Here is a 17,097-nt window from a genome sequence, read left to right on the forward strand (position 1 = left end):
GGCCGGATGGATGCTGCACCGATCCGTCCGGCCACCGGCGCCGATCGCCCCGCGGTCCACCGTGTCGTCACGGAGGCGTTCGAGAAGTACGTCGACCGGATGGGGCGGCGCCCAGCCCCGATGGACGCCGATTTCACTGCAGCACTGAATGATTCGCGGGTCTGGGTGATCGAGCACGACGGCGGGCTGCAAGCCGCGTTGGTGCTCGAGTACGCCGACGACCATGTGCTGATCGACACCGTCGCCGTTCTGCCCACCGCGCAGGGCCGCGGGTACGGCGCGCTGCTGCTGCGCCGGGCGGAGTCACGGGCCCGCGACCTCGGGCTGGCCGAGGTGCGGCTCTACACCAATGAGGCGATGTCGGAGAACCTCGCGTACTACCCGCGGCAGGGCTACCAGGAGACCGCACGCCGAACCGAGAACGGATACCGCAGGGTGTACTTCCGGAAGCGGATTTCCCCCGCCCCTTTCAAGGTATAGCCGACCCGGGGGCTTGCCGCAAGGCCCCGGGTGTGCCGCACAATCGTCCCTCCACACCTGTTCGGCAGGCCGATTGAATTGGGGGATTGGATGTTTGACGTGATCGTCATCGGTGCGGGACCCACCGGATTGATGCTGGCCGCGGAACTGCGCCTGCACGGTGTGCGGGTGCTGGTGCTGGACAAGGCGGCCGAACCGACCCCGGTGGTGCGGGCTCTGGGATTGCACGTGCGCAGCACCGAGATCATGGATCAGCGCGGCGTGCTGGAGCGCTTCCTGGAGTTGGGCCGGACGTTCCCGGTCGGCGGCTTCTTCGCGGCCATCGACAAACCGGCGCCGAGTGGACTGGACACGGCGCACGCATACACCCTGGGCATTCCACAGCCGGTCATCGAACGGCTGCTGGCCGAACGGGCCGACCAGCTCGGCGCACAGCTGCGCCGGGGCGCCGAACTGGTGGGTTTGACGCAGGACGCCGATGGGGTGAGCGCATACCTGGCCGACGGGACGCATCAGCGCGCCGCGTTCCTGGTCGGCTGCGACGGAGGACGCAGCACGGTGCGCGCCCTGACCGGGATTCCCTTTCCCGGCGAGCCGGCCGGCACCGAGACCCTGCTCGGTGAGATGAGGCTGGCGGCCGACCCCGAGATCGTCACCGCGACGGTCGAGCGGATTCGGCAGACGCAGAAGCGGTTCGGTGCCGGACTCCTGGCCGGGACGGACGGTGTCTATCGGGTGGTGGTGCCGGCGGCCGGGCTGACCGACGACCGCGGGGTGCCGCCCACGCTCGACGAATTCCGCCGGCAGCTGCTTGCGGTGGCCGGCACCGATTTCGGGGCGCATTCCCCGCGGTGGTTGTCGCGGTTCGGCGACGCCACCCGGCAGGCCGAACGCTACCGCTGCGGACGGGTGTTCCTGGCCGGCGACGCCGCGCACATCCATCCGCCCGCCGGCGGCCAGGGCCTCAACCTCGGCCTCCAGGACGCGTTCAACCTGGGCTGGAAACTCGCCGGGCACATTCGGGGCTGGGCACCGACGCACCTGCTGGACACGTACCACGACGAGCGGCACCCGGTGGCCGCCGACGTTCTGAACAACTCGCGCGCCCAGATGGAATTGATGTCCACCGCTGCCGGCCCGCAGGCGGTGCGCCGGCTGGTCGCGGAGCTGATGGATTTCGACGAGGTGAACCGCTACCTGGTCGAGAAGATCACCGCCATCGGCGTCCGCTACGACGTCGGCGACCGGCGGTGGGGGCGTCGGTTGCGCGATATGCCCGTCGGGCGGGGACGGCTGTACGGTCTGATGCACCACGGCCGCCCACTTCTGCTGGACCAGACCGGCGCGTTGTCGGTCGCGGGCTGGGCCGACCGGGTCGATCACGTCACCGACAGCGCTCCCGAGCTGGACGCCGCCGCCGTGTTGCTGCGCCCCGACGGCCACATCGTCTGGTCGGGTGACGACCAGACGGGCCTGGCCGACCGCCTGACGGCGTGGTTCGGTGCCCCTACAGCGGCAGCAGGATGTCCTTGACGCTCGGATCGGTGGCCAAGAACTGCTGCACGGCAGGATCTTTGAACGTCTCCACCAGCTTCTTGATGTTCTCGGTGTCGGCCCACTTGGTGCCGATGGTCAGCTGACCGGCGAACTCGTCGGGAGCCGGGGGAGCGAAGATCTGCTGTTTGATCGGCACCTTGGCGGCCAGGTAGTACTCGGTGTAGCCGACGGCGGCGTCCAGGTCGGGCAGCGAGCGGGACTGTGCGGCGAAGTCGAGCAGGGTGAACTTCAGGTGCTTGGGGTTGGTGTCGATGTCCTTCTGGGTCGCCTGCCACTTGTCGACCCCGGGCTTGAGCGTGATCAGGCCGGCGCGTTCCAGCAGCCACAGACCCTGCGCTTCGTTCGCGGGATCGGAGTACAGCGAGACGTTGGCGCCGTCGGGCAGCTGCGTGACATCGGTGTACTTGTCCGACCAGATCCCGAAGCCCCAACGGAACACCGGCGTGGCGGCGGTCTCGCGGAAGTCGGGGTTGGCTTCCAGCACCTGGCCCAGCCACAACTTGTGCTGATAGACCGTGCCGGCCACCTCGCCGTCGTTGACGGCCCGGTTGATGGTGTTGCTGTCGGACAACCCACGGAACGCGACCTTGATCCCGTGCCGGGGCGCGACCTCCCTGCCGATGTACTCGATCAGGGCCTGCTCGGCGGCGTTGCCCTCGTTGGTGGCGACGACGAGCGTCGCACCGGGAATCTCGTTGGCGGACTTGGTCTCGTTGAAGAAGGCGTAGCGCACCACCACCACGCCGACGATGACGACCGCCAGGGTCAGCGCGATCCAGGCCCACTTCGCGTTGCGTTTGAGTTCGAATCCGTGGTCGTCCTGGTCGGGGGCGGTGTCGGAGGTCGGAGTGGTGGTCATGCGGGGACCTTTCGGCGCAGGGACAGGGCGGTGTGGCCCCGACGGTGCGGGGTGGTGAAGCGGACGAGTGCGTCACCGGCGAGCTGGACGAGCGCGACGGTGATGACGAGGATGACGATGGTGGCCAGCATGACGCCCTGATCGAAGCGTTGGTAGCCGTATGTGACTGCCACATAACCGATTCCGCCCGCACCGATGGTTCCGGCGATCGCGGAGTATTCGATCATCGCGATGATGTTGATCGTGAGGCCGCCGATGATCGATGGCACCGCCTCGCTGAGCTGCGCGGTGCGGATGATCTGCAGCCGGGAACCGCCGGAGGCCCGGGCCACCTGGACCACGGCCGGCGGCACCGAACGAAGCGAGTTCTCCACGATTCTGGTGAAGAACGCGATACCGGCCAGCGACATCGGCACCACCGCGGCGGCGATGCCGATGTTGGTACCGGTGATGAACCGGGTGAACGGCATGATCGCCGCCATCAGGATGAGGAACGGCAGCGACCGCCCGATGCTGATCACCCAACTCAGGGTGGTGTGCAGGGCCGGGTTCTCGAAGAGCCCGCCGGGGGCCAGGTTGTGGATCAGTGCACCCAGCGGGACACCCACCAGCACCACGATGGTCATCACGATGCCGACCATGATCAGGGTGTCCAGCAACGCCGGGAAGAGCAGACCCGGCAGCTCGTCGAACCGCACTTTGGCGTTGGCCAAGACGGATTCGGTCATGCCACCACTTCCAGCTCGGGCTCGATCGCCGCACCGGTGTTGGCCGACAACCCGAATCCGGCCAGCACGCCGGCCACCCGGGCGCCGACATCGGCCGGAATGCCCAGTGTCGCTCCGCCGATCGTCACACCGGCGACCACCTGCACCGAGGCGCCGAGCACCGCCAGCGGCACACCGAGCTCGGCCGACGCCCGCCCGATCCAGTCGGCGGGGACGTCGGGCGAGTCGTAGACGATATTCCAGACCTGCAGCCCCGCAGCGGGTGTGGCGTCGACACGGTGCGGCCGCAACTCCGAACCCAGCGCCGATTGCGGGTCGGTGAGCAGGTCGACGAGGCGGCCGGATTCGGCGATGGTGCCGTGGTCGAGGCGGGCCACCGAGTCGGCGATCTTGAGGACGGTGTCCATCTCGTGGGTGATGAACACGATCGACAGGTCCAGGTCGTCACGCAGTTCGCGCAGCAGATCCACCACCGAGGCGGTGGTGGTGGGATCCAGCCCGGCGGTGGCTTCATCGGAGAGCAGCACCGACGGCCGCAGCGCCAGCGCCCTGGCGATGCCGACCCGCTGGCGCTGCCCGCCGGACAGCTGGAACGGATAGTGCTGCGCCCGCTCGGACAATCCCACCCGGTCGAGCAGTTCGGCGACGCGCTTCTGGGTCTCCGCGGCGGTCACCCCCAGGTACTCCAGGGGCAGCGCGACGTTCTCGGCGGCGGTGCGCCGTTCCAGCAAGCCGGACGACTGGAACACGGTGCCGATCCGCCGGCGGGCGACGCGTAGCTTGCGCGCCGAGAGCGTGGTGAGGTCTTCGCCGTTGACCACCACCGAGCCCGAGGTCGGCGGGGTGAGCAGGTTGATACATTGCGCCAGAGTGCTTTTGCCGGCTCCGCTGGGCCCCACCACGGCGAGGATCTCGCCGGCCTCCACCCGGAAGTTGATCCGATCCAGCACCACCGTGCGCTGCGCACCGTGGCCGTAGGCCTTGGTGACGTCGGTGAGTTCGATCATGGATGTCGACGGTGACACAGTGGCCTGCTGTGGGCCATCATTGCGCTCACCGTGAGCGCAGCCACCCTTGGTTGGCGCCAGGCTGAGCCGAATCCTTGAGGCCGGCGTCGCCCGCGGACACACTCGACGCGTTATGACCATCGAAGAATCTCCGGCCGACACCAACTCTCACGGCTTCACCCTGCAGAAGCGCCGAAAATGGCCGCTGATCGCGATCGCCGTCGCGGTGGTGGTGGCGATCGCCGGGTACTTTCTGCTGTTCCGCGGCAACGGGTCCCATTCGGCGAACGAGACCGCCGGCGCCACGCTGGGTGTGGTGTACCTGGATTCCAACCCCGCCGAGAAGGCCATCATCGAATACATCGGTGCGCACATCGCCCCCGACTACGGCGTGAAGGTTGCCGCGGTCGGGCTGGGCGACAGCACCCAGATCAACAGCGCCATCAGCGACGGCCGCTACGCCGGCACCATCTTCCAGCACCGGCACTGGTTGCGACAGGTGCTCGACGCCAACCCCGGATTCAAGGAACAGGCCGCCACCGGTCCGTTCTTCCACTGGGTGTTCGGCATCTGGTCGGACAAGTACAGATCGGTGCAAGATCTGCCCGACGGGGCCACGGTGTCGCTGCTCGCCGACCCGGCCAACAATGCCCAGGGCATCTGGTACCTGGCCCAGGCCGGCCTGATCACCCTGCGGCCCGGTGCCGACGTCACGGCACTGACACAGAAGGACATCGCCACCAACCCGAAGAACCTCAAGTTCACCCTGCTCGACTTCGGGGCACAACCGCGCGCCTTGCCGGACCTGGACGCCATCGTCGGGTACGCCGAATCCTTCCTCGCCGCAGGCGTATCCGAGGACAAACTGATCTTCGCCCCCAAGTCACCGGACGAGTTCGCCTCGGTCCTCACGGTCGGCAGCAACTACATCGACACGCCGAACGTCCAGAATCTGATCAAGGCGTTCAAGGATCCCCGGGTGCAGAGTTTCATCGCCGACGACCCCGAGGTGAAGAAGTTGGCGCTGCCGGGTGATCCGGCATGAGCGGTGCCCGACCACAAGCCGGCGACCGCCAACTCCATTTCGGGTTGAACGTGCTGTCCGACGGGATGCACCCGGCGGCCTGGCAGCATCCGTCGGCCGAGCCGACCTGGTTCACCGACCCGGCATATTGGATCAACCTGGCCCACATCGCGGAGCGGGGCACCCTGGACGCCCTGTTCCTGGCCGACAGTCCGTCGTTGTTCCAGCCGCCGGACCAACCGCTGGTGGCACCGCCGCTGGCGCTGGACCCGATCGTGCTGCTGTCGACGCTCGCCTCGGTGACCACGCATCTGGGCCTGATCGGCACGGTGTCCACGTCGTTCGAGGAGCCCTACAACCTGGCGCGGCGATTCGCCTCACTGGACCATCTGAGCCGCGGGCGGGTCGCATGGAACGTCGTCACCAGTAGTGATCCGTACGCCTGGAACAACTTCGGCCGGGCCGGCGGCACGTCGGTGCAGCCGCCGCGGGACGAGCGGTACCGCCGCGCGGCGGAGTTCGTGGATGTCGTGCGTGCGCTCTGGGACTCCTGGGATGACGACGCGGTGCTGGCCGACAAGCGCACCGGGGCGTTCAGCCGCGTCGGGTCGATCAACACCATCGGCCATCGCGGCGAGTTCTACCGGGTGGACGGGCCGTTGACGCTGCCGCGCCCGCCGCAGGGACATCCGGTGCTGTTCCAGGCCGGTGGCTCCGCGGGTGGGCTGGACCTGGCGGCCCGCTATGCCGACGGGGTGTTCGCCGCGCAGGCCTCGCTGCCGGATGCCCTGCACTATGCCGAAGAACTGCGGGCCAGGACCGCCGCCCATGGTCGGCCGCGGGACGCCATCCGCATCATGCCGGGGTTGTCCTTCGTGCTGGGCAGCACGGAGGAGGAGGCACACCGGCGCCATCGGGAGCTCAACGAGCTGGCGGGGGAGCGGCGGCTGGCGCATCTGGCGGGCCAGCTCAGTGTGGATCCTGCCGAACTGGACTGGGACAAACCGTTGCCGCAGTGGCTGATCGACGGAGCCGAGACGACCGTCGGGTCGCAGGGTGCCCGCGATATCGTGGTGAACCTGGCCCGCCGTGAGCGCCTGACGGTGCGGCAACTGCTGGATCGGGTGATCACCTGGCACCGGTTGGTGGTCGGGTCTCCCGAGCAGCTCGCCGACGCCATCGAGGAGTGGTTCGTCGCGGGCGCGGTGGACGGGTTCAACCTGATGCCCGACGTCTTCCCCTCCGGGCTGGAACTTTTCGTCGATCACGTGATTCCCATCCTGCGCGACCGTGGGCTGTTCCGCCGGGAGTACCGGCACACCACGTTGCGCGGACATCTGGGATTGTCGCGGGTTCCCGACCGCAGGGCCGCGCTCACCGCGCACGCCAGTGGCCTGTGACGTTCAGGCGGCGCGGACGTCGAATCTCAGCACGTGGCCCCGCAATCCGGTCGCGATCTCGGGACGCAGGCCGACCGCGGCGCAGCCCGCGCCGAACTCGTCGACGGTGAACAGCCGGAACGGTGATCGGTCGACCCGGTGGATCGCGGTGGCCAACGGGGTGCGCACCAGGTCGTAACCGACGAACACGCCGCCGGGTCGCAGCACGCGGGCGACCTCGGCCAGCGCGGCCTCCCAATCGATCACGTGGTGCAGCATCAGGGCGCTCAGCACCGAATCGAACGATGCGTCCGGGAACGGCAGCGCGGTGGCGTCGGCGGTCCGCACCGTCGCGTTGGGCACAGGAGCGAGCCGCGCGGTGGCCGCTGTGACCATGACCGGATCCAGATCGGTTGCGGTGATCGTGATTTCCCGGCGTTCGCGCGCGAGCCGTTCCGCGACCGCCCCGTTCCCCGAGCCGATCTCGAGGACCTCGTGCCCGAGCGTCGCCGCCGGCAGGCTCCGCACCACCGCGCCGGTGCCGGTGCGCCACAGCGCTCCACAGCAGAATGCCCGTTCCACCTTCGACATCGCCGGCATGTCCGTTCCCTCCTGGGTGTTGGTGCTGCCAGCCTGCCGCGCACCCGCGCGGTCCGCTTGTACGGATCCGTCCTTGTTCGGCCCTATTCGGCGAAGTTGCGCGCCAGCCGGCTCGGGGCTGCGCCCAGCAGCTCCCAGCAGGCACGGTTGGCGTGTGCGCCGTCGGTGAATCCGGCCGAGTGTGCGGCGTCTGTGACCGATCCGCCCGCGCGCAGCCGCTCGAGTCCGGCGACCAGGCGCAACCACCGAGCGGTGGCCGAGAACGACGTCCCGGTCTGCTCTTTGAACAGTCGGCCGAGGTAGTCGGGCGACAGGGCCACCGCCCGTGCGGCCGAGACCAGGTCGACGGGTCCGGTCCTGAGCAGATCGATGGCTTGCCGCAGTTGCGGATGGCCTTCGCGGGCGGCGGTTCGTGCGCCGAGTTCGGCGACCAGCCGGCGGGCGGCGGCCGGCAGCCCTTCCGCGTCGAGTACACGGGCAACGTCGTCGCAGAGCGCGTCGTCGTCGATCACCCAGATGTCCCCGCGGGCTCGCGCGTTGATTCCGCCACCCGGCCCGATGTCCGGCCGCAGATACAGCGACAGCGGCGTCACCCCGGCCGCGCAGCCGAGCGCGTGTCGGGTGCCACCGGCGATGGCGACCGCCCGGCACGTGCGGGTCGAGCCGTCGGCGGTGGTCACCTCGATGGGGCCATCCAGCCCGACGGCCACCTGGACCGCCGGGTGGTGGTGCAGGGCGACATCGCCGAACGAGCCGGCGATGGCGAATTGGATGCCCAGCTCGTCATCGTCGGCGGCGACCCAGGTGCCGGGCATGACGTTCACTTGGTCCCGAAGATGCGGTCACCGACGTCTCCGGCGCCGGGCACGATGTAGCCGTGCTCGTCGAGGGCACGATCGACGGCCGCGGCGAAGATCGGCACGTCGGGATGGGCATCGTGCAATGCCGCCACACCCTCGGGGCAGGTCAGCAGGCAGACGAACTTGATGGACCGGGGCGAGTACTCCTTGAGCCGGTCGACCGCCGCGATGGCCGAGTTGCCGGTGGCCAGCATCGGGTCCACCACCACGATGTCGCGTTCGTTCAGATCGCTTGGCATCTTGAAGTAATACTCCACGGCGATATGGGTTTTCGGATCGCGGTAGAGGCCGATATGCCCCACACGGGCACCCGGTACCACGTCGAGCATGCCGTCGAGGATGCCGCTGCCGGCTCGCAGGATGGACACGAACACCAGCTTCTTGCCGTCGATGACCCGCCCCGTGGTGGCCTCCAGCGGGGTCTGCACCTCGACCTCCTGGGTGGGGATGTCGCGCAGCACCTCGTAGGTCATCAGGGTCGCGATCTCATGGAGCAGGGTGCGGAAACTGTTGGTGGAAGCGTCTTTTCTGCGCAGCAGGGTCAGCTTGTGCTGCACCAGGGGGTGATCGATCACGTGCACGCCCGTCATGTGTCTAGAACACCGTCCCGTCACTGATGATGGTCAAAGGGGGAAGACCGCCGCGCAGCCGGTGTGCGGTGGCGCGGCCGGCTTGCCAGGTACCGCCCTCCAGGACGCATGCCAACGGCACGTCGGCACCCAGTTCGGCGCATACCAGCGGCGCGAGTTCGTCCAGCAGCGCGACGGTGAGCGCCCGCCACTCCACCACCAGCTCGTCACCGACCGACCAAGCACGTTGGGTGACAGCCACATCCCGCAAGCCGAGCACCCCGGTGTCGATCAGCAGACCGCCGTTGCGGTACTCCGGCAGGCCGGTCAGCTCGTCGATCCCGGTCACCCGGGCACCCGCCCACCCGAACGGCTCCAGCAGTGAGTACGTCAGCCACTGCGACAGTTTGTGGAACGGCATCCAGCCCGCACTCGCACCCGGGCCCGGTACCGCGGGGTGCCGCCAGACGTCGCCGAGCGCCTGGCCCCCGATTGCGTTACCGGACGGCCAGACCTCCGACAGGGTGGACAGCAACGCCGAAAGGATGGCGTGGGCGGACACCACATTGTCGGATCCGACGAGTGCATCGAACATCGCTCCGGGTCGCCCGTCGGGTCCGTACACCGCAGGGTTCGCGGCCAGCGCCGCACCGAGCCGGCGCAGCAACCCGGCGCGGCCGTCCAGGCCGACCAACTGGTTGTCGTCGCCGACCTGGAAGGCAGCGGCGAGCGCCTCGGGTGTCACGGCCCGCAACCCGGTGGCGTCGGCGCGCAACGGCTGGTCGGGGTCGCCGGAGAACAGGCCGTCGGTGAAGGCGTGCCAACTGGCCACGCCCAAGCCCTCGGAGCGGGTGAAGGACAGTCCCGTGGCGTGCTCGTCGTAGCGCCACTGCGGGCCGGCACCGGCGTCGAGCAGCACGCTGACCACCGCCAGGTCGATCATCGCGGGCGCGTCCAGGCCGGCCCCGCGTGCCACCCCGCCCGCCTCGAAGTGGCGCCACCGGCTGTGGAACGGGACGTTCAGGTCGGGATAGCGGTTCCGGGTCACCGTCGCGACCTCGGCGGCGGTGCCCGGTAACGCGTCGTCGTCGACGGTGAACCAGGCCGATTCACCTGCGCGGGCCCGGGCCAGCAGAAAGCGGGCGCGATCGCGGATGGCGGCGGTGGTGCGCAGTTCGGCGATCGGGTCGGTCACCCGTCGAGCCCCCGACCCTTGACCTTGCGCAGTTCGTCGGCGTCGGGGACGTCACCGGGGGTGAAATAGCCGGCGGCCATCTTGGCGTCGATCTCCACCCGGGCGTCGGCGGGCACCAGTTCGTCGGGGATGTTGACCCGCTCACCGACCTCGATGCCCGACCCGGTGATGGCGTCGTACTTCATGTTGCTCATCGACACCAGGCGGTGGATCTTGCGGATGCCCAGCCAGTGCAGCACGTCGGGCATCAGTTCCTGGAAGCGCATGTCCTGCACACCGGCCACGCATTCGGTACGGGCGAAGTACTGGTCGGCGGTGTCGCCGCCCTCCTGACGCTTGCGGGCGTTGTACACCAGGAATTTGGTGACCTCGCCCAGGGCCCGGCCTTCCTTGCGCGAGTAGGCGACCAGTCCGACGCCGCCGCGCTGGGCGCCCTGGATGCACTCCTCGATGGCATGCGTGAGGTACGGCCGGCAGGTACAGATGTCGGACCCGAACACATCGGAGCCGTTGCACTCGTCGTGGACCCGCGCGGTCAGCTCGACGGAGGGGTCGGCCAGATCCCGCGCCGCACCGAAGATGTAGACGGTCTGCCCGCCGATCGGCGGCAGGAACACCTCGAGGTCACCGCGCGTGACCAGTTCCGGGTACATCCCGCCGGTTTCCTCGAACAGCACGCGCCGCAATTCGGTCTCACTGCAACCGAATCGGGCCGCCACGCCGGGCAGGTACCACACCGGTTCCAGAGCCGCCTTGGTGACCACCGCCGCACCGCTGGCCAGAAGGTGCCGGCCGTCCGGCTGCAACCTGCCCTTGGCGATGGCGTCGGCGATCTCGGGCAGGATCACGTGCGCCTTGGTCACGGCGATGGTGGGACGGATGTCGTATCCGGCGGCCAATTCGGCAGCGAACGCGTCGGCGACGGTCGCGCCCCAGGGGTCGAGGCTGACGATCTTGTCCGCGTCACCCCACTGTTCGTACGGACCGATCGGGTCGGTGGGGGCGGTGTTGGTCAGGTCCGCCCGGTGGGCACGCGACAGGGCGCCGGCGGCCACCGCCAGCGCGCGGTACACGCTGTAGGAACCGCTGTGGGTGCCGATGACGTTGCGGTGGGCGCGGGTACCGGTGGTGCCGACCACGGGCCCGCGTTCGGCGGCGGTGGCGGCGCCCCAGCGGATCGGCAGGGCACCGGAACCACCGCTGTGCGAGGTCAGCCGGATGTGCCCGGGCTTGGGTGTGGCGGTGTCCGCCATCGGAGCTCCTCTCCGCACTGGAAACCCCAGCAGGGGAAGGCGCCAGCTTAGCGACTCGACGTGACCGGCGCCGCGCGATACCGCTGACAGCGGGCCCGACCTGCGGCACAGTTGCGTCATGAGCAGTCAGAAGATGCCGAAACCGAGCGATCTGAGGGCCGCGGCGCAGGCGGCGGTCGACTCCGCCCAGGCGGCGGTGGAGGCGGCGCAGGCGGTGGCCGGGGGTGCGATGCGCATCCCGCCCGCGTCGGTTCAGCTCGCCGCGCAACTACCCGATCTCATCGAGAACCTGGCGATCGCGACGGAGCGCCTGAACACCACCATCGACCGCACCGAACGCTATATGGCGATGGCCGATCCGATGTTCCGCACCCTGGACCGGCTGCTCCCGCAGTTGGAGGCGCTCGTCGCGACGGGCAATGAGGTGTTCCGGATGTTGTCGAGCATTCCGGGAGTGTCCCGGCTGGGCAAGTTCACCGGGAAGTCCTCAGACGACCGGAGCTGAACCACCCGGCGCCGGCTTGACCGTGGTCCGGCGCCGCTGCCGGCGTTCACCGATCGCGCCGAACCGCATCTTCAGTCCGTCGATGAACGCGGTGAGCGCCAGCTCGAAACTGGCCGTGTCGATTTCGTCGGCCTTGCCGCGTAACAGATGAGCCTGGTGCATGTGCGGATAGCGGTCTCGGTAGACCTGCACATCGTCGGCGAAGCCCTGCGAGAACGACCCGACGGTGGATCCCAGCACCAGTGATCGGGTGGCCGCGCCGATCAGGGTGGCTTCCCGGGGCGGCCAACCCGCACCCACCAGTCCACCGTGCACGGCATCGGCGATCCGCAGGCTGGCATCGCGCCTGCCGATGCCGCTCGCCAGGTACGGCACCAGGTTGGGGTGGGCGGCCAGCACAGCCCGGTAGGAGCGGGCCCAGTCCGCCAACCCGGCCGGCCAGTCCGCACCATCGTCGAAGGCGGTGGTCTCGACGTCGCTGACCACTCGACTGGCGACGTCGTCGAGCACGTCGTCCTTGGTGGGGTAGTGCTTGTAGAGCGACGCGGCCTGCACCCCCAACACGGTCGCCAGCTTGCGCATGGACAGTCCGTCCAGACCGTCCCGGTCGATCATCTCCAGCGCCGCATCGCGGATGCGCTCGCGGCTGAGCAGGGGTATGCGCGGCCGCCCCATGACGCGCCTCACTTCCCGGCAACCTTGCCCTGGCTAACGCCGTTAGCTTAAACTGTGCACATAAGCTAACACTGTTCGCTATTGGGCGCCAGCCCAGAGGAGATACCGATGCGCAGGACCGTTTTCACCGAAGAGCACGAGGACTTCCGCTCGATGATCCGGGCGTTCATCGAATCCGAGGTCGTCCCGGTCTACGACAAGTGGTTCGAGGAGGGCATCGCACCTCGCGACTTCTACTACAAGCTCGGCGAACTGGGCATCTTCGGAATCGAGATCCCCTCCGAATACGGCGGCGCTGGGCTCGACTCGTACAAGTTCCAGGCCATCATCACCGAGGAGTGTGCCCGCGCCGGCGTCTCCTTCGGCGGCTCCAGCGTGCACATCGGCCTCTGTCTGCCCTATCTGAAGGCGCTGGCCACCGAAGAGCAGAAGCAGCGCTGGTACCCGGGCATGCTCAGCGGCGAGACGATGTTCGCCATCGCGATGACCGAGCCGGGAACCGGTTCGGATCTGGCCGGAATGCGCACCACCGCAAAGCCTTCCGGCGACGGCACGCATTACGTGCTGAACGGGTCGAAGACCTTCATCACCGGTGGCGTGCACGCCGACCGGGTCATCGTGTGCGCGCGCACCGCGCCGCCACGCGAGGACGACCGCCGGTTCGGCATCACCTTGCTGGTGGTGGACACCAAGTCCGCCGGGTACCAGGTGGGCCGCAAACTCGACAAGCTGGGTCTGCGGGTGTCCGACACCGCCGAACTGAATTTCACCGACGTGGTCGTGCCCGCCGAAGACGTGCTCGGCGAGGTCAACATGGGATTCTCCTACCTGGGGCAGAACCTGCCTCGGGAACGCCTCGGTATCGCCGTCGGCGCCTACGCCCAGGCCAAGGCCGCGGTGCGGTTCGCCGCGCAGTACACCCGGGATCGCACGGTGTTCGGCAAGCCGGTCGCGTCGTTCCAGAACACCAAGTTCGAGCTCGCGGCGTGCCAGGCCGATGTGGATGCCATGGAGGCCGTTGTCGACCGGGCCATGGAGGCGCACGACCTCGACGAGCTGACCCCCGCCGATGCCGCCTCGGCCAAACTGTTCTGCACCGATGTCGCCTCCCGCGTCATCGACCGCTGCCTGCAGTTACACGGTGGGTACGGGTACATCAACGAGTATCCGATCGCCCGGCTCTACGCCGACAACCGCGTGAGCCGCATCTACGGCGGGACCAGCGAGGTGATGAAGATGATCATCGCCAAGAACATGGGACTGTAGCGGTCAGGGAGTCCAGGTTCCGTACGGGACAAGAGGATTGGTCCCGTATGGAATGTGCGGGTTGGCGCCGCCCACGGCCTGATCGCGTGGTATCACGATGGTGGGCACATGCTGGTTCGGGCTACCGGCGACAGGTTGCGGCCGCAGTTCGGCCGGCACGTGCGGTGGCAACACCACCGCGCCCCCTGGCCCGGCATCGGAGACCGCGGTCGGTCCGTGCGGAGCGGCCGGGTCGTTCAGTGGCAGCGGGTCCGCGCCCAGGAAGGTTCCCACTCCGACAATGATTTTCGCCGCTCCCGCGGTCAGCATCTCGATCATGGCTTCCACGATGCCGTAGATCGCCACGACCGGCCGCTATCTCTAAGCGACCTCATATCAACGCATCAGGGATGCAAGACGACCTTCACCGCGCCGTGCTCCTTCTTCTGCAGCGCTTCGTACGCCCACGGAGCCTGCTCGAGGGGGAGCACATGGGTGGCGAAATCGTCGACGCCCAATGGGTCCTCGTCGACCAGCAACGGCATGATGTCGGGCACCCAGCGCTTGACGTTCGCCTGGCCCATCCGCAACTGCACCTGCTTGTCGAACAGGGTCAACATGGGCAGGGGATCGGCGGCACCGCCGTAGACCCCGATGATCGAGATGGTGCCGCCGCGGCGCACCGCGTCGATGGCGGTGTACAGCGCATCCAGCCGATCGATCCCCGCCTTCTGCATGAGTGGTTTTGCCACGGCGTCAGGAAGCAGCGCGGTCATCTGCTGCAAGGCTTTTGCGATCGGCGAGCCATGCGCCTCCATGCCCACCGCGTCGATCACCGAATCGGCCCCGCGTCCGTCGGTCCGGGCACGGATGACCTCACCGATCGGCGCATCGGCCGTGCCGGCGTCGATCACCTCGACACCCCGTCCCGCCGCCCGCGCCAGCCGCTCCGCAACCAGGTCGACGCCGATCACCCGGTAGCCCAGTCGCGCCGCGATGCGGGCCGACATGTCGCCGATGGGACCGAGCCCGAGGACGGCCACCGTACCGCCGTCGGGGATGTCGGCGTAGGCGACGGCCTGCCAAGCGGTCGGCAGCACGTCGGACAGATAGACGAACCGGCTGTCCGGCGGTCCGTCCGGCACCTTGATATGGGTGAAATCCGCGTGCGGTACGCGCAGGAACTCGGCCTGCCCGCCGGGTACCGAACCGTAGAGTTCGGAATAGCCGAACAGAGCGGCACCGGTGCCGTGTGTGCGCACCTGGGTCGTTTCGCACTGCGTGTACAGCTGCCGATCACACATGAAGCAACTGCCACAAGAGATTTGGAACGGTATCACCACACGGTCGCCGACCGCGAGGTTCGTCACGTCGCCGCCCACCTCGCGCACGATGCCCATCGGTTCGTGCCCGAGGATGTCGCCCGGTCGCATGAAGGCTCCGAGGACCTCGTACAGGTGCAGATCGGAACCGCAGATGTTGGTGGAGGTGACTTCGATGATCGCGTCGCTGGGCTCTTCGATCTTCGGGTCAGGGAAGGTCTCCACGCGGACGTCCCGTTTTCCTTGCCAGCTCACCGCTCGCATCTGAGGCTCCTTCCGCGCCACCCGGCGCCTGACCGATGGGCGAAAGTCCCTTGGTTGCAGGACCTTCCAGTAACGAACCGTCGGGTGCGAATCGCGAACCGTGCAACGGGCATTCCCACGCCCGGTCGACGTTGTTCCACCGCACCACGCCACCCAGGTGCGGGCAGACCGCCGACACGGTGTGCCGGGCACCGTCTACCACACAGGTGGCGTGCGGTCTCCACAGCGGGCCGCTGACCACACCGCCACCGTCGAGTGGTGCCGATGCGCTCGACATGACCGGCGTCAACCAGCCTTTCGCAAGATTGATGCCGACTTCCAGGTTGTCCTTGACCGCCGTGGTCAACCCGGCCAGCTCGTGAGTGCTCCAGCTGCCGAACGCTTGCGACCAGTCCATCCGTCCGCCGAGGATGCGCGAGGACAGGGCCAGGGCGGCGGCCACCCCGTTGGTCATGCCCCATTTGTCGAATCCGGTCGCGACGAAGATGCGGTCGGTTTTCGGCAGCAGCGGACCGACATAGGGCAGTTCGGCGGCGGGGTGGTAGTCCTGCGCCGACCAGCGGTGCGTCTGGACGGCGCCCGGGTAGTGCAGCGCTGCCCAGCGGGCGAGTTCGTCGACGGCGGCGGCCTCGTCACCGCCGCGGCCGACCGGATGGCCGGCGCCGCCCACGATCAGCTTGTCGCCCTCCGGGGTGGGGGCATAGCGCACCGATCGGGTGGGGGAGTCCACCGAGATGTACATCGACCGGGTGATGTCCCCGGGGACGTCGAAGGCCATGCAATAGGAGCGTTGCGCTTTGAGGCGCGCGAAGAACCCGCCCCGGTCCAGGATGGGCGTGCCGGTGGCCAGGACGCAGCGGTCGGCCCTGACGAAGAACTGCCGGTCCCGGGTGTCGTCGGCGGCGTGGCTCACCCGCAGGTCCACCCGCAGTGGCCCACTGCCGGATATCGAAGTGGCGCGCACGCCCTGCAGCACGGCACCGCCGTGCGCTTCGAGTTCCACCACCAGGCTGTCCAGAAACGGGATCGGGTCGATCTGGGCCTGATCGCGCAGCCGGACACCACCGGCGAACGGGAAGGGCACGTCGGCCGAATCCAGCCACTCGGGATCCAGGCCGGCACCGCGGCAGGCATCGAGCACCGCTCGCACCGTGGGCAGGCCCTGGGCGGTCTGCGCGTACGCGTGATCGTCCTCGCGCTGGGCGGTGAGGCCGTGGTCGGCGCAATGGCGCAGCAGCCAGTCTCGGCCCTCTTTGTTGCCCGTCACGTAGGCCTCCAGCACCGAGGTGCCATGTTTGGCCGCGATGCGGGCCAGTTTGCTGCCCTGGAGCAGGGTGACCTTGCCGGTGGTGTTACCGGTGGTGCCCGCACCGATGTGCCGGGCCTCCACCACGGTGACCCGCTTGCCCGCGCGGGCCAGCAGGACCGCCGTGGTGAGGCCGGTCAAACCGGCGCCGACGACGACCACGTCCACCGCTTCGGGTGTGGCTGTCAACTCCGGTGCCGGTGTCGCGGTCTCGATACGGTCGGTGGTCCACAGCGACGACATGCGCTGTGCTTACCCGGTCGCCGGGT

At 68.4% G+C, this 17,097-nt stretch carries 18 protein-coding genes; 6 read left to right on the forward strand and 12 right to left on the reverse strand.

What is annotated here, in order from left to right; all coding sequences use genetic code 11:
• Nucleotides 1-6: 6 nt before the first annotated feature.
• Together BN977_RS18015 and rox are read left to right on the forward strand one after the other, a co-directional pair.
• A complete protein-coding gene (locus BN977_RS18015; protein WP_036399990.1) occupies nucleotides 7-480 on the forward strand; it encodes a GNAT family N-acetyltransferase in 474 nt (157 codons plus the stop codon).
• A gap of 90 nt (nucleotides 481-570) precedes the next feature.
• Nucleotides 571-2,013 carry a rifampin monooxygenase gene (rox, locus tag BN977_RS18020; RefSeq protein ID WP_036399992.1) on the forward strand — a complete coding sequence of 481 codons (1,443 nt, stop codon included), beginning with the start codon at nucleotides 571-573 and terminating at the stop codon, nucleotides 2,011-2,013.
• On the opposite strand, the gene BN977_RS18025 is transcribed toward rox, so the two are convergent.
• The 3 genes from BN977_RS18025 to BN977_RS18035 are packed head-to-tail and all read right to left on the reverse strand — an operon-like array spanning nucleotide 1,988 to nucleotide 4,631.
• Nucleotides 1,988-2,896: a MetQ/NlpA family ABC transporter substrate-binding protein gene (locus tag BN977_RS18025; protein ID WP_036399994.1), complete on the reverse strand. Its 909-nt coding sequence runs from the start codon at nucleotides 2,894-2,896 to the stop codon at nucleotides 1,988-1,990. The two genes, rox and BN977_RS18025, sit on opposite strands and share 26 nt — an antisense overlap.
• Nucleotides 2,893-3,624 (reverse strand): methionine ABC transporter permease, encoded by a 732-nt coding sequence (locus BN977_RS18030; protein WP_036399996.1) that lies wholly within the window; start codon nucleotides 3,622-3,624, stop codon nucleotides 2,893-2,895. The genes BN977_RS18025 and BN977_RS18030 overlap by 4 nt, the downstream gene beginning before the upstream one ends.
• The gene (locus BN977_RS18035; RefSeq protein ID WP_036399998.1) at nucleotides 3,621-4,631 is read right to left on the reverse strand and encodes a methionine ABC transporter ATP-binding protein; all 1,011 of its coding nucleotides are present in this window, start codon (nucleotides 4,629-4,631) and stop codon (nucleotides 3,621-3,623) included. The genes BN977_RS18030 and BN977_RS18035 overlap by 4 nt, the downstream gene beginning before the upstream one ends.
• 133 nt (nucleotides 4,632-4,764) lie before the next feature.
• Here BN977_RS18035 and BN977_RS18040 point away from each other — a divergent pair, with 133 nt between their 5' ends.
• Nucleotides 4,765-5,676: a MetQ/NlpA family ABC transporter substrate-binding protein gene (locus tag BN977_RS18040; protein WP_036400001.1), complete on the forward strand. Its 912-nt coding sequence runs from the start codon at nucleotides 4,765-4,767 to the stop codon at nucleotides 5,674-5,676.
• A complete protein-coding gene (locus BN977_RS18045) occupies nucleotides 5,673-7,055 on the forward strand; it encodes an LLM class flavin-dependent oxidoreductase (protein WP_036400004.1) in 1,383 nt (460 codons plus the stop codon). Before BN977_RS18040 ends, BN977_RS18045 begins: the two co-directional genes overlap by 4 nt.
• Before the next feature lie 3 nt (nucleotides 7,056-7,058).
• On the opposite strand, the gene BN977_RS18050 is transcribed toward BN977_RS18045, so the two are convergent.
• The 5 genes from BN977_RS18050 to BN977_RS18070 all read right to left on the reverse strand — a co-directional run bounded on the left by BN977_RS18050 (nucleotide 7,059) and on the right by BN977_RS18070 (nucleotide 11,511).
• Nucleotides 7,059-7,634 carry a class I SAM-dependent methyltransferase gene (locus BN977_RS18050; RefSeq protein WP_036400007.1) on the reverse strand — a complete coding sequence of 192 codons (576 nt, stop codon included), beginning with the start codon at nucleotides 7,632-7,634 and terminating at the stop codon, nucleotides 7,059-7,061.
• Nucleotides 7,635-7,717: 83 nt separating this feature from the next.
• Nucleotides 7,718-8,449: a helix-turn-helix domain-containing protein gene (locus BN977_RS18055; RefSeq protein ID WP_131590151.1), complete on the reverse strand. Its 732-nt coding sequence runs from the start codon at nucleotides 8,447-8,449 to the stop codon at nucleotides 7,718-7,720.
• Between the two features lie 5 nt (nucleotides 8,450-8,454).
• Nucleotides 8,455-9,084: a uracil phosphoribosyltransferase gene (gene upp, locus BN977_RS18060; protein ID WP_036400009.1), complete on the reverse strand. Its 630-nt coding sequence runs from the start codon at nucleotides 9,082-9,084 to the stop codon at nucleotides 8,455-8,457.
• 4 nt (nucleotides 9,085-9,088) lie between these two features.
• Nucleotides 9,089-10,258: a URC4/urg3 family protein gene (locus tag BN977_RS18065; RefSeq protein WP_036400011.1), complete on the reverse strand. Its 1,170-nt coding sequence runs from the start codon at nucleotides 10,256-10,258 to the stop codon at nucleotides 9,089-9,091.
• The gene (locus BN977_RS18070) at nucleotides 10,255-11,511 is read right to left on the reverse strand and encodes a GTP cyclohydrolase II (protein ID WP_036400014.1); all 1,257 of its coding nucleotides are present in this window, start codon (nucleotides 11,509-11,511) and stop codon (nucleotides 10,255-10,257) included. Before BN977_RS18070 ends, BN977_RS18065 begins: the two co-directional genes overlap by 4 nt.
• Before the next feature lie 118 nt (nucleotides 11,512-11,629).
• Here BN977_RS18070 and BN977_RS18075 point away from each other — a divergent pair, with 118 nt between their 5' ends.
• On the forward strand, nucleotides 11,630-12,016 hold the full coding sequence (locus BN977_RS18075; protein ID WP_024454920.1) for a hypothetical protein: 387 nt from the start codon (nucleotides 11,630-11,632) through the stop codon (nucleotides 12,014-12,016).
• Here the strand turns inward: BN977_RS18075 and BN977_RS18080 are convergent.
• Nucleotides 11,999-12,691, reverse strand: coding sequence for a TetR/AcrR family transcriptional regulator (locus BN977_RS18080; RefSeq protein ID WP_051561619.1), 693 nt, complete (start codon nucleotides 12,689-12,691; stop codon nucleotides 11,999-12,001). The genes BN977_RS18075 and BN977_RS18080 overlap by 18 nt on opposite strands.
• 108 nt (nucleotides 12,692-12,799) lie before the next feature.
• On the opposite strand from BN977_RS18080, the gene BN977_RS18085 reads away from it, so the two are divergent.
• Nucleotides 12,800-13,957, forward strand: a complete 1,158-nt coding sequence (locus BN977_RS18085; RefSeq protein ID WP_024454922.1) for an acyl-CoA dehydrogenase family protein — start codon at nucleotides 12,800-12,802, stop codon at nucleotides 13,955-13,957.
• 3 nt (nucleotides 13,958-13,960) lie between these two features.
• Here BN977_RS18085 and BN977_RS18090 read toward each other — a convergent pair whose 3' ends face one another.
• Genes BN977_RS18090 through BN977_RS18100 form a run of 3 tightly spaced genes read right to left on the reverse strand, consistent with a single transcriptional unit; the run spans nucleotide 13,961 to nucleotide 17,071 of the window.
• Nucleotides 13,961-14,302, reverse strand: coding sequence for a hypothetical protein (locus tag BN977_RS18090; RefSeq protein ID WP_036400017.1), 342 nt, complete (start codon nucleotides 14,300-14,302; stop codon nucleotides 13,961-13,963).
• A 38-nt stretch (nucleotides 14,303-14,340) separates the two neighbouring features.
• A complete protein-coding gene (locus BN977_RS18095; RefSeq protein WP_036400019.1) occupies nucleotides 14,341-15,522 on the reverse strand; it encodes a zinc-dependent alcohol dehydrogenase in 1,182 nt (393 codons plus the stop codon).
• Nucleotides 15,467-17,071, reverse strand: coding sequence for an FAD-dependent oxidoreductase (locus tag BN977_RS18100; protein WP_084172597.1), 1,605 nt, complete (start codon nucleotides 17,069-17,071; stop codon nucleotides 15,467-15,469). The genes BN977_RS18095 and BN977_RS18100 overlap by 56 nt, the downstream gene beginning before the upstream one ends.
• Between the last annotated feature and the right edge of the window lie 26 nt (nucleotides 17,072-17,097).

It is taken from the genome of Mycolicibacterium cosmeticum (assembly GCF_000613185.1).
GTDB lineage: Bacteria > Actinomycetota > Actinomycetes > Mycobacteriales > Mycobacteriaceae > Mycobacterium > Mycobacterium cosmeticum.

Coding starts and splice junctions, on each gene's coding strand:
- BN977_RS18015 (WP_036399990.1), top strand. CDS start 7: ATGGATGCTGCACCGATCCGTCCGGCCACCGGCGCCGATCGCCCCGCG.
- rox (WP_036399992.1), top strand. CDS start 571: ATGTTTGACGTGATCGTCATCGGTGCGGGACCCACCGGATTGATGCTG.
- BN977_RS18025 (WP_036399994.1), bottom strand. CDS start 2,896: ATGACCACCACTCCGACCTCCGACACCGCCCCCGACCAGGACGACCAC.
- BN977_RS18030 (WP_036399996.1), bottom strand. CDS start 3,624: ATGACCGAATCCGTCTTGGCCAACGCCAAAGTGCGGTTCGACGAGCTG.
- BN977_RS18035 (WP_036399998.1), bottom strand. CDS start 4,631: ATGATCGAACTCACCGACGTCACCAAGGCCTACGGCCACGGTGCGCAG.
- BN977_RS18040 (WP_036400001.1), top strand. CDS start 4,765: ATGACCATCGAAGAATCTCCGGCCGACACCAACTCTCACGGCTTCACC.
- BN977_RS18045 (WP_036400004.1), top strand. CDS start 5,673: ATGAGCGGTGCCCGACCACAAGCCGGCGACCGCCAACTCCATTTCGGG.
- BN977_RS18050 (WP_036400007.1), bottom strand. CDS start 7,634: ATGCCGGCGATGTCGAAGGTGGAACGGGCATTCTGCTGTGGAGCGCTG.
- BN977_RS18055 (WP_131590151.1), bottom strand. CDS start 8,449: ATGCCCGGCACCTGGGTCGCCGCCGACGATGACGAGCTGGGCATCCAA.
- upp (WP_036400009.1), bottom strand. CDS start 9,084: ATGACGGGCGTGCACGTGATCGATCACCCCCTGGTGCAGCACAAGCTG.
- BN977_RS18070 (WP_036400014.1), bottom strand. CDS start 11,511: ATGGCGGACACCGCCACACCCAAGCCCGGGCACATCCGGCTGACCTCG.
- BN977_RS18075 (WP_024454920.1), top strand. CDS start 11,630: ATGAGCAGTCAGAAGATGCCGAAACCGAGCGATCTGAGGGCCGCGGCG.
- BN977_RS18080 (WP_051561619.1), bottom strand. CDS start 12,691: ATGGGGCGGCCGCGCATACCCCTGCTCAGCCGCGAGCGCATCCGCGAT.
- BN977_RS18085 (WP_024454922.1), top strand. CDS start 12,800: ATGCGCAGGACCGTTTTCACCGAAGAGCACGAGGACTTCCGCTCGATG.
- BN977_RS18095 (WP_036400019.1), bottom strand. CDS start 15,522: ATGCGAGCGGTGAGCTGGCAAGGAAAACGGGACGTCCGCGTGGAGACC.
- BN977_RS18100 (WP_084172597.1), bottom strand. CDS start 17,071: ATGTCGTCGCTGTGGACCACCGACCGTATCGAGACCGCGACACCGGCA.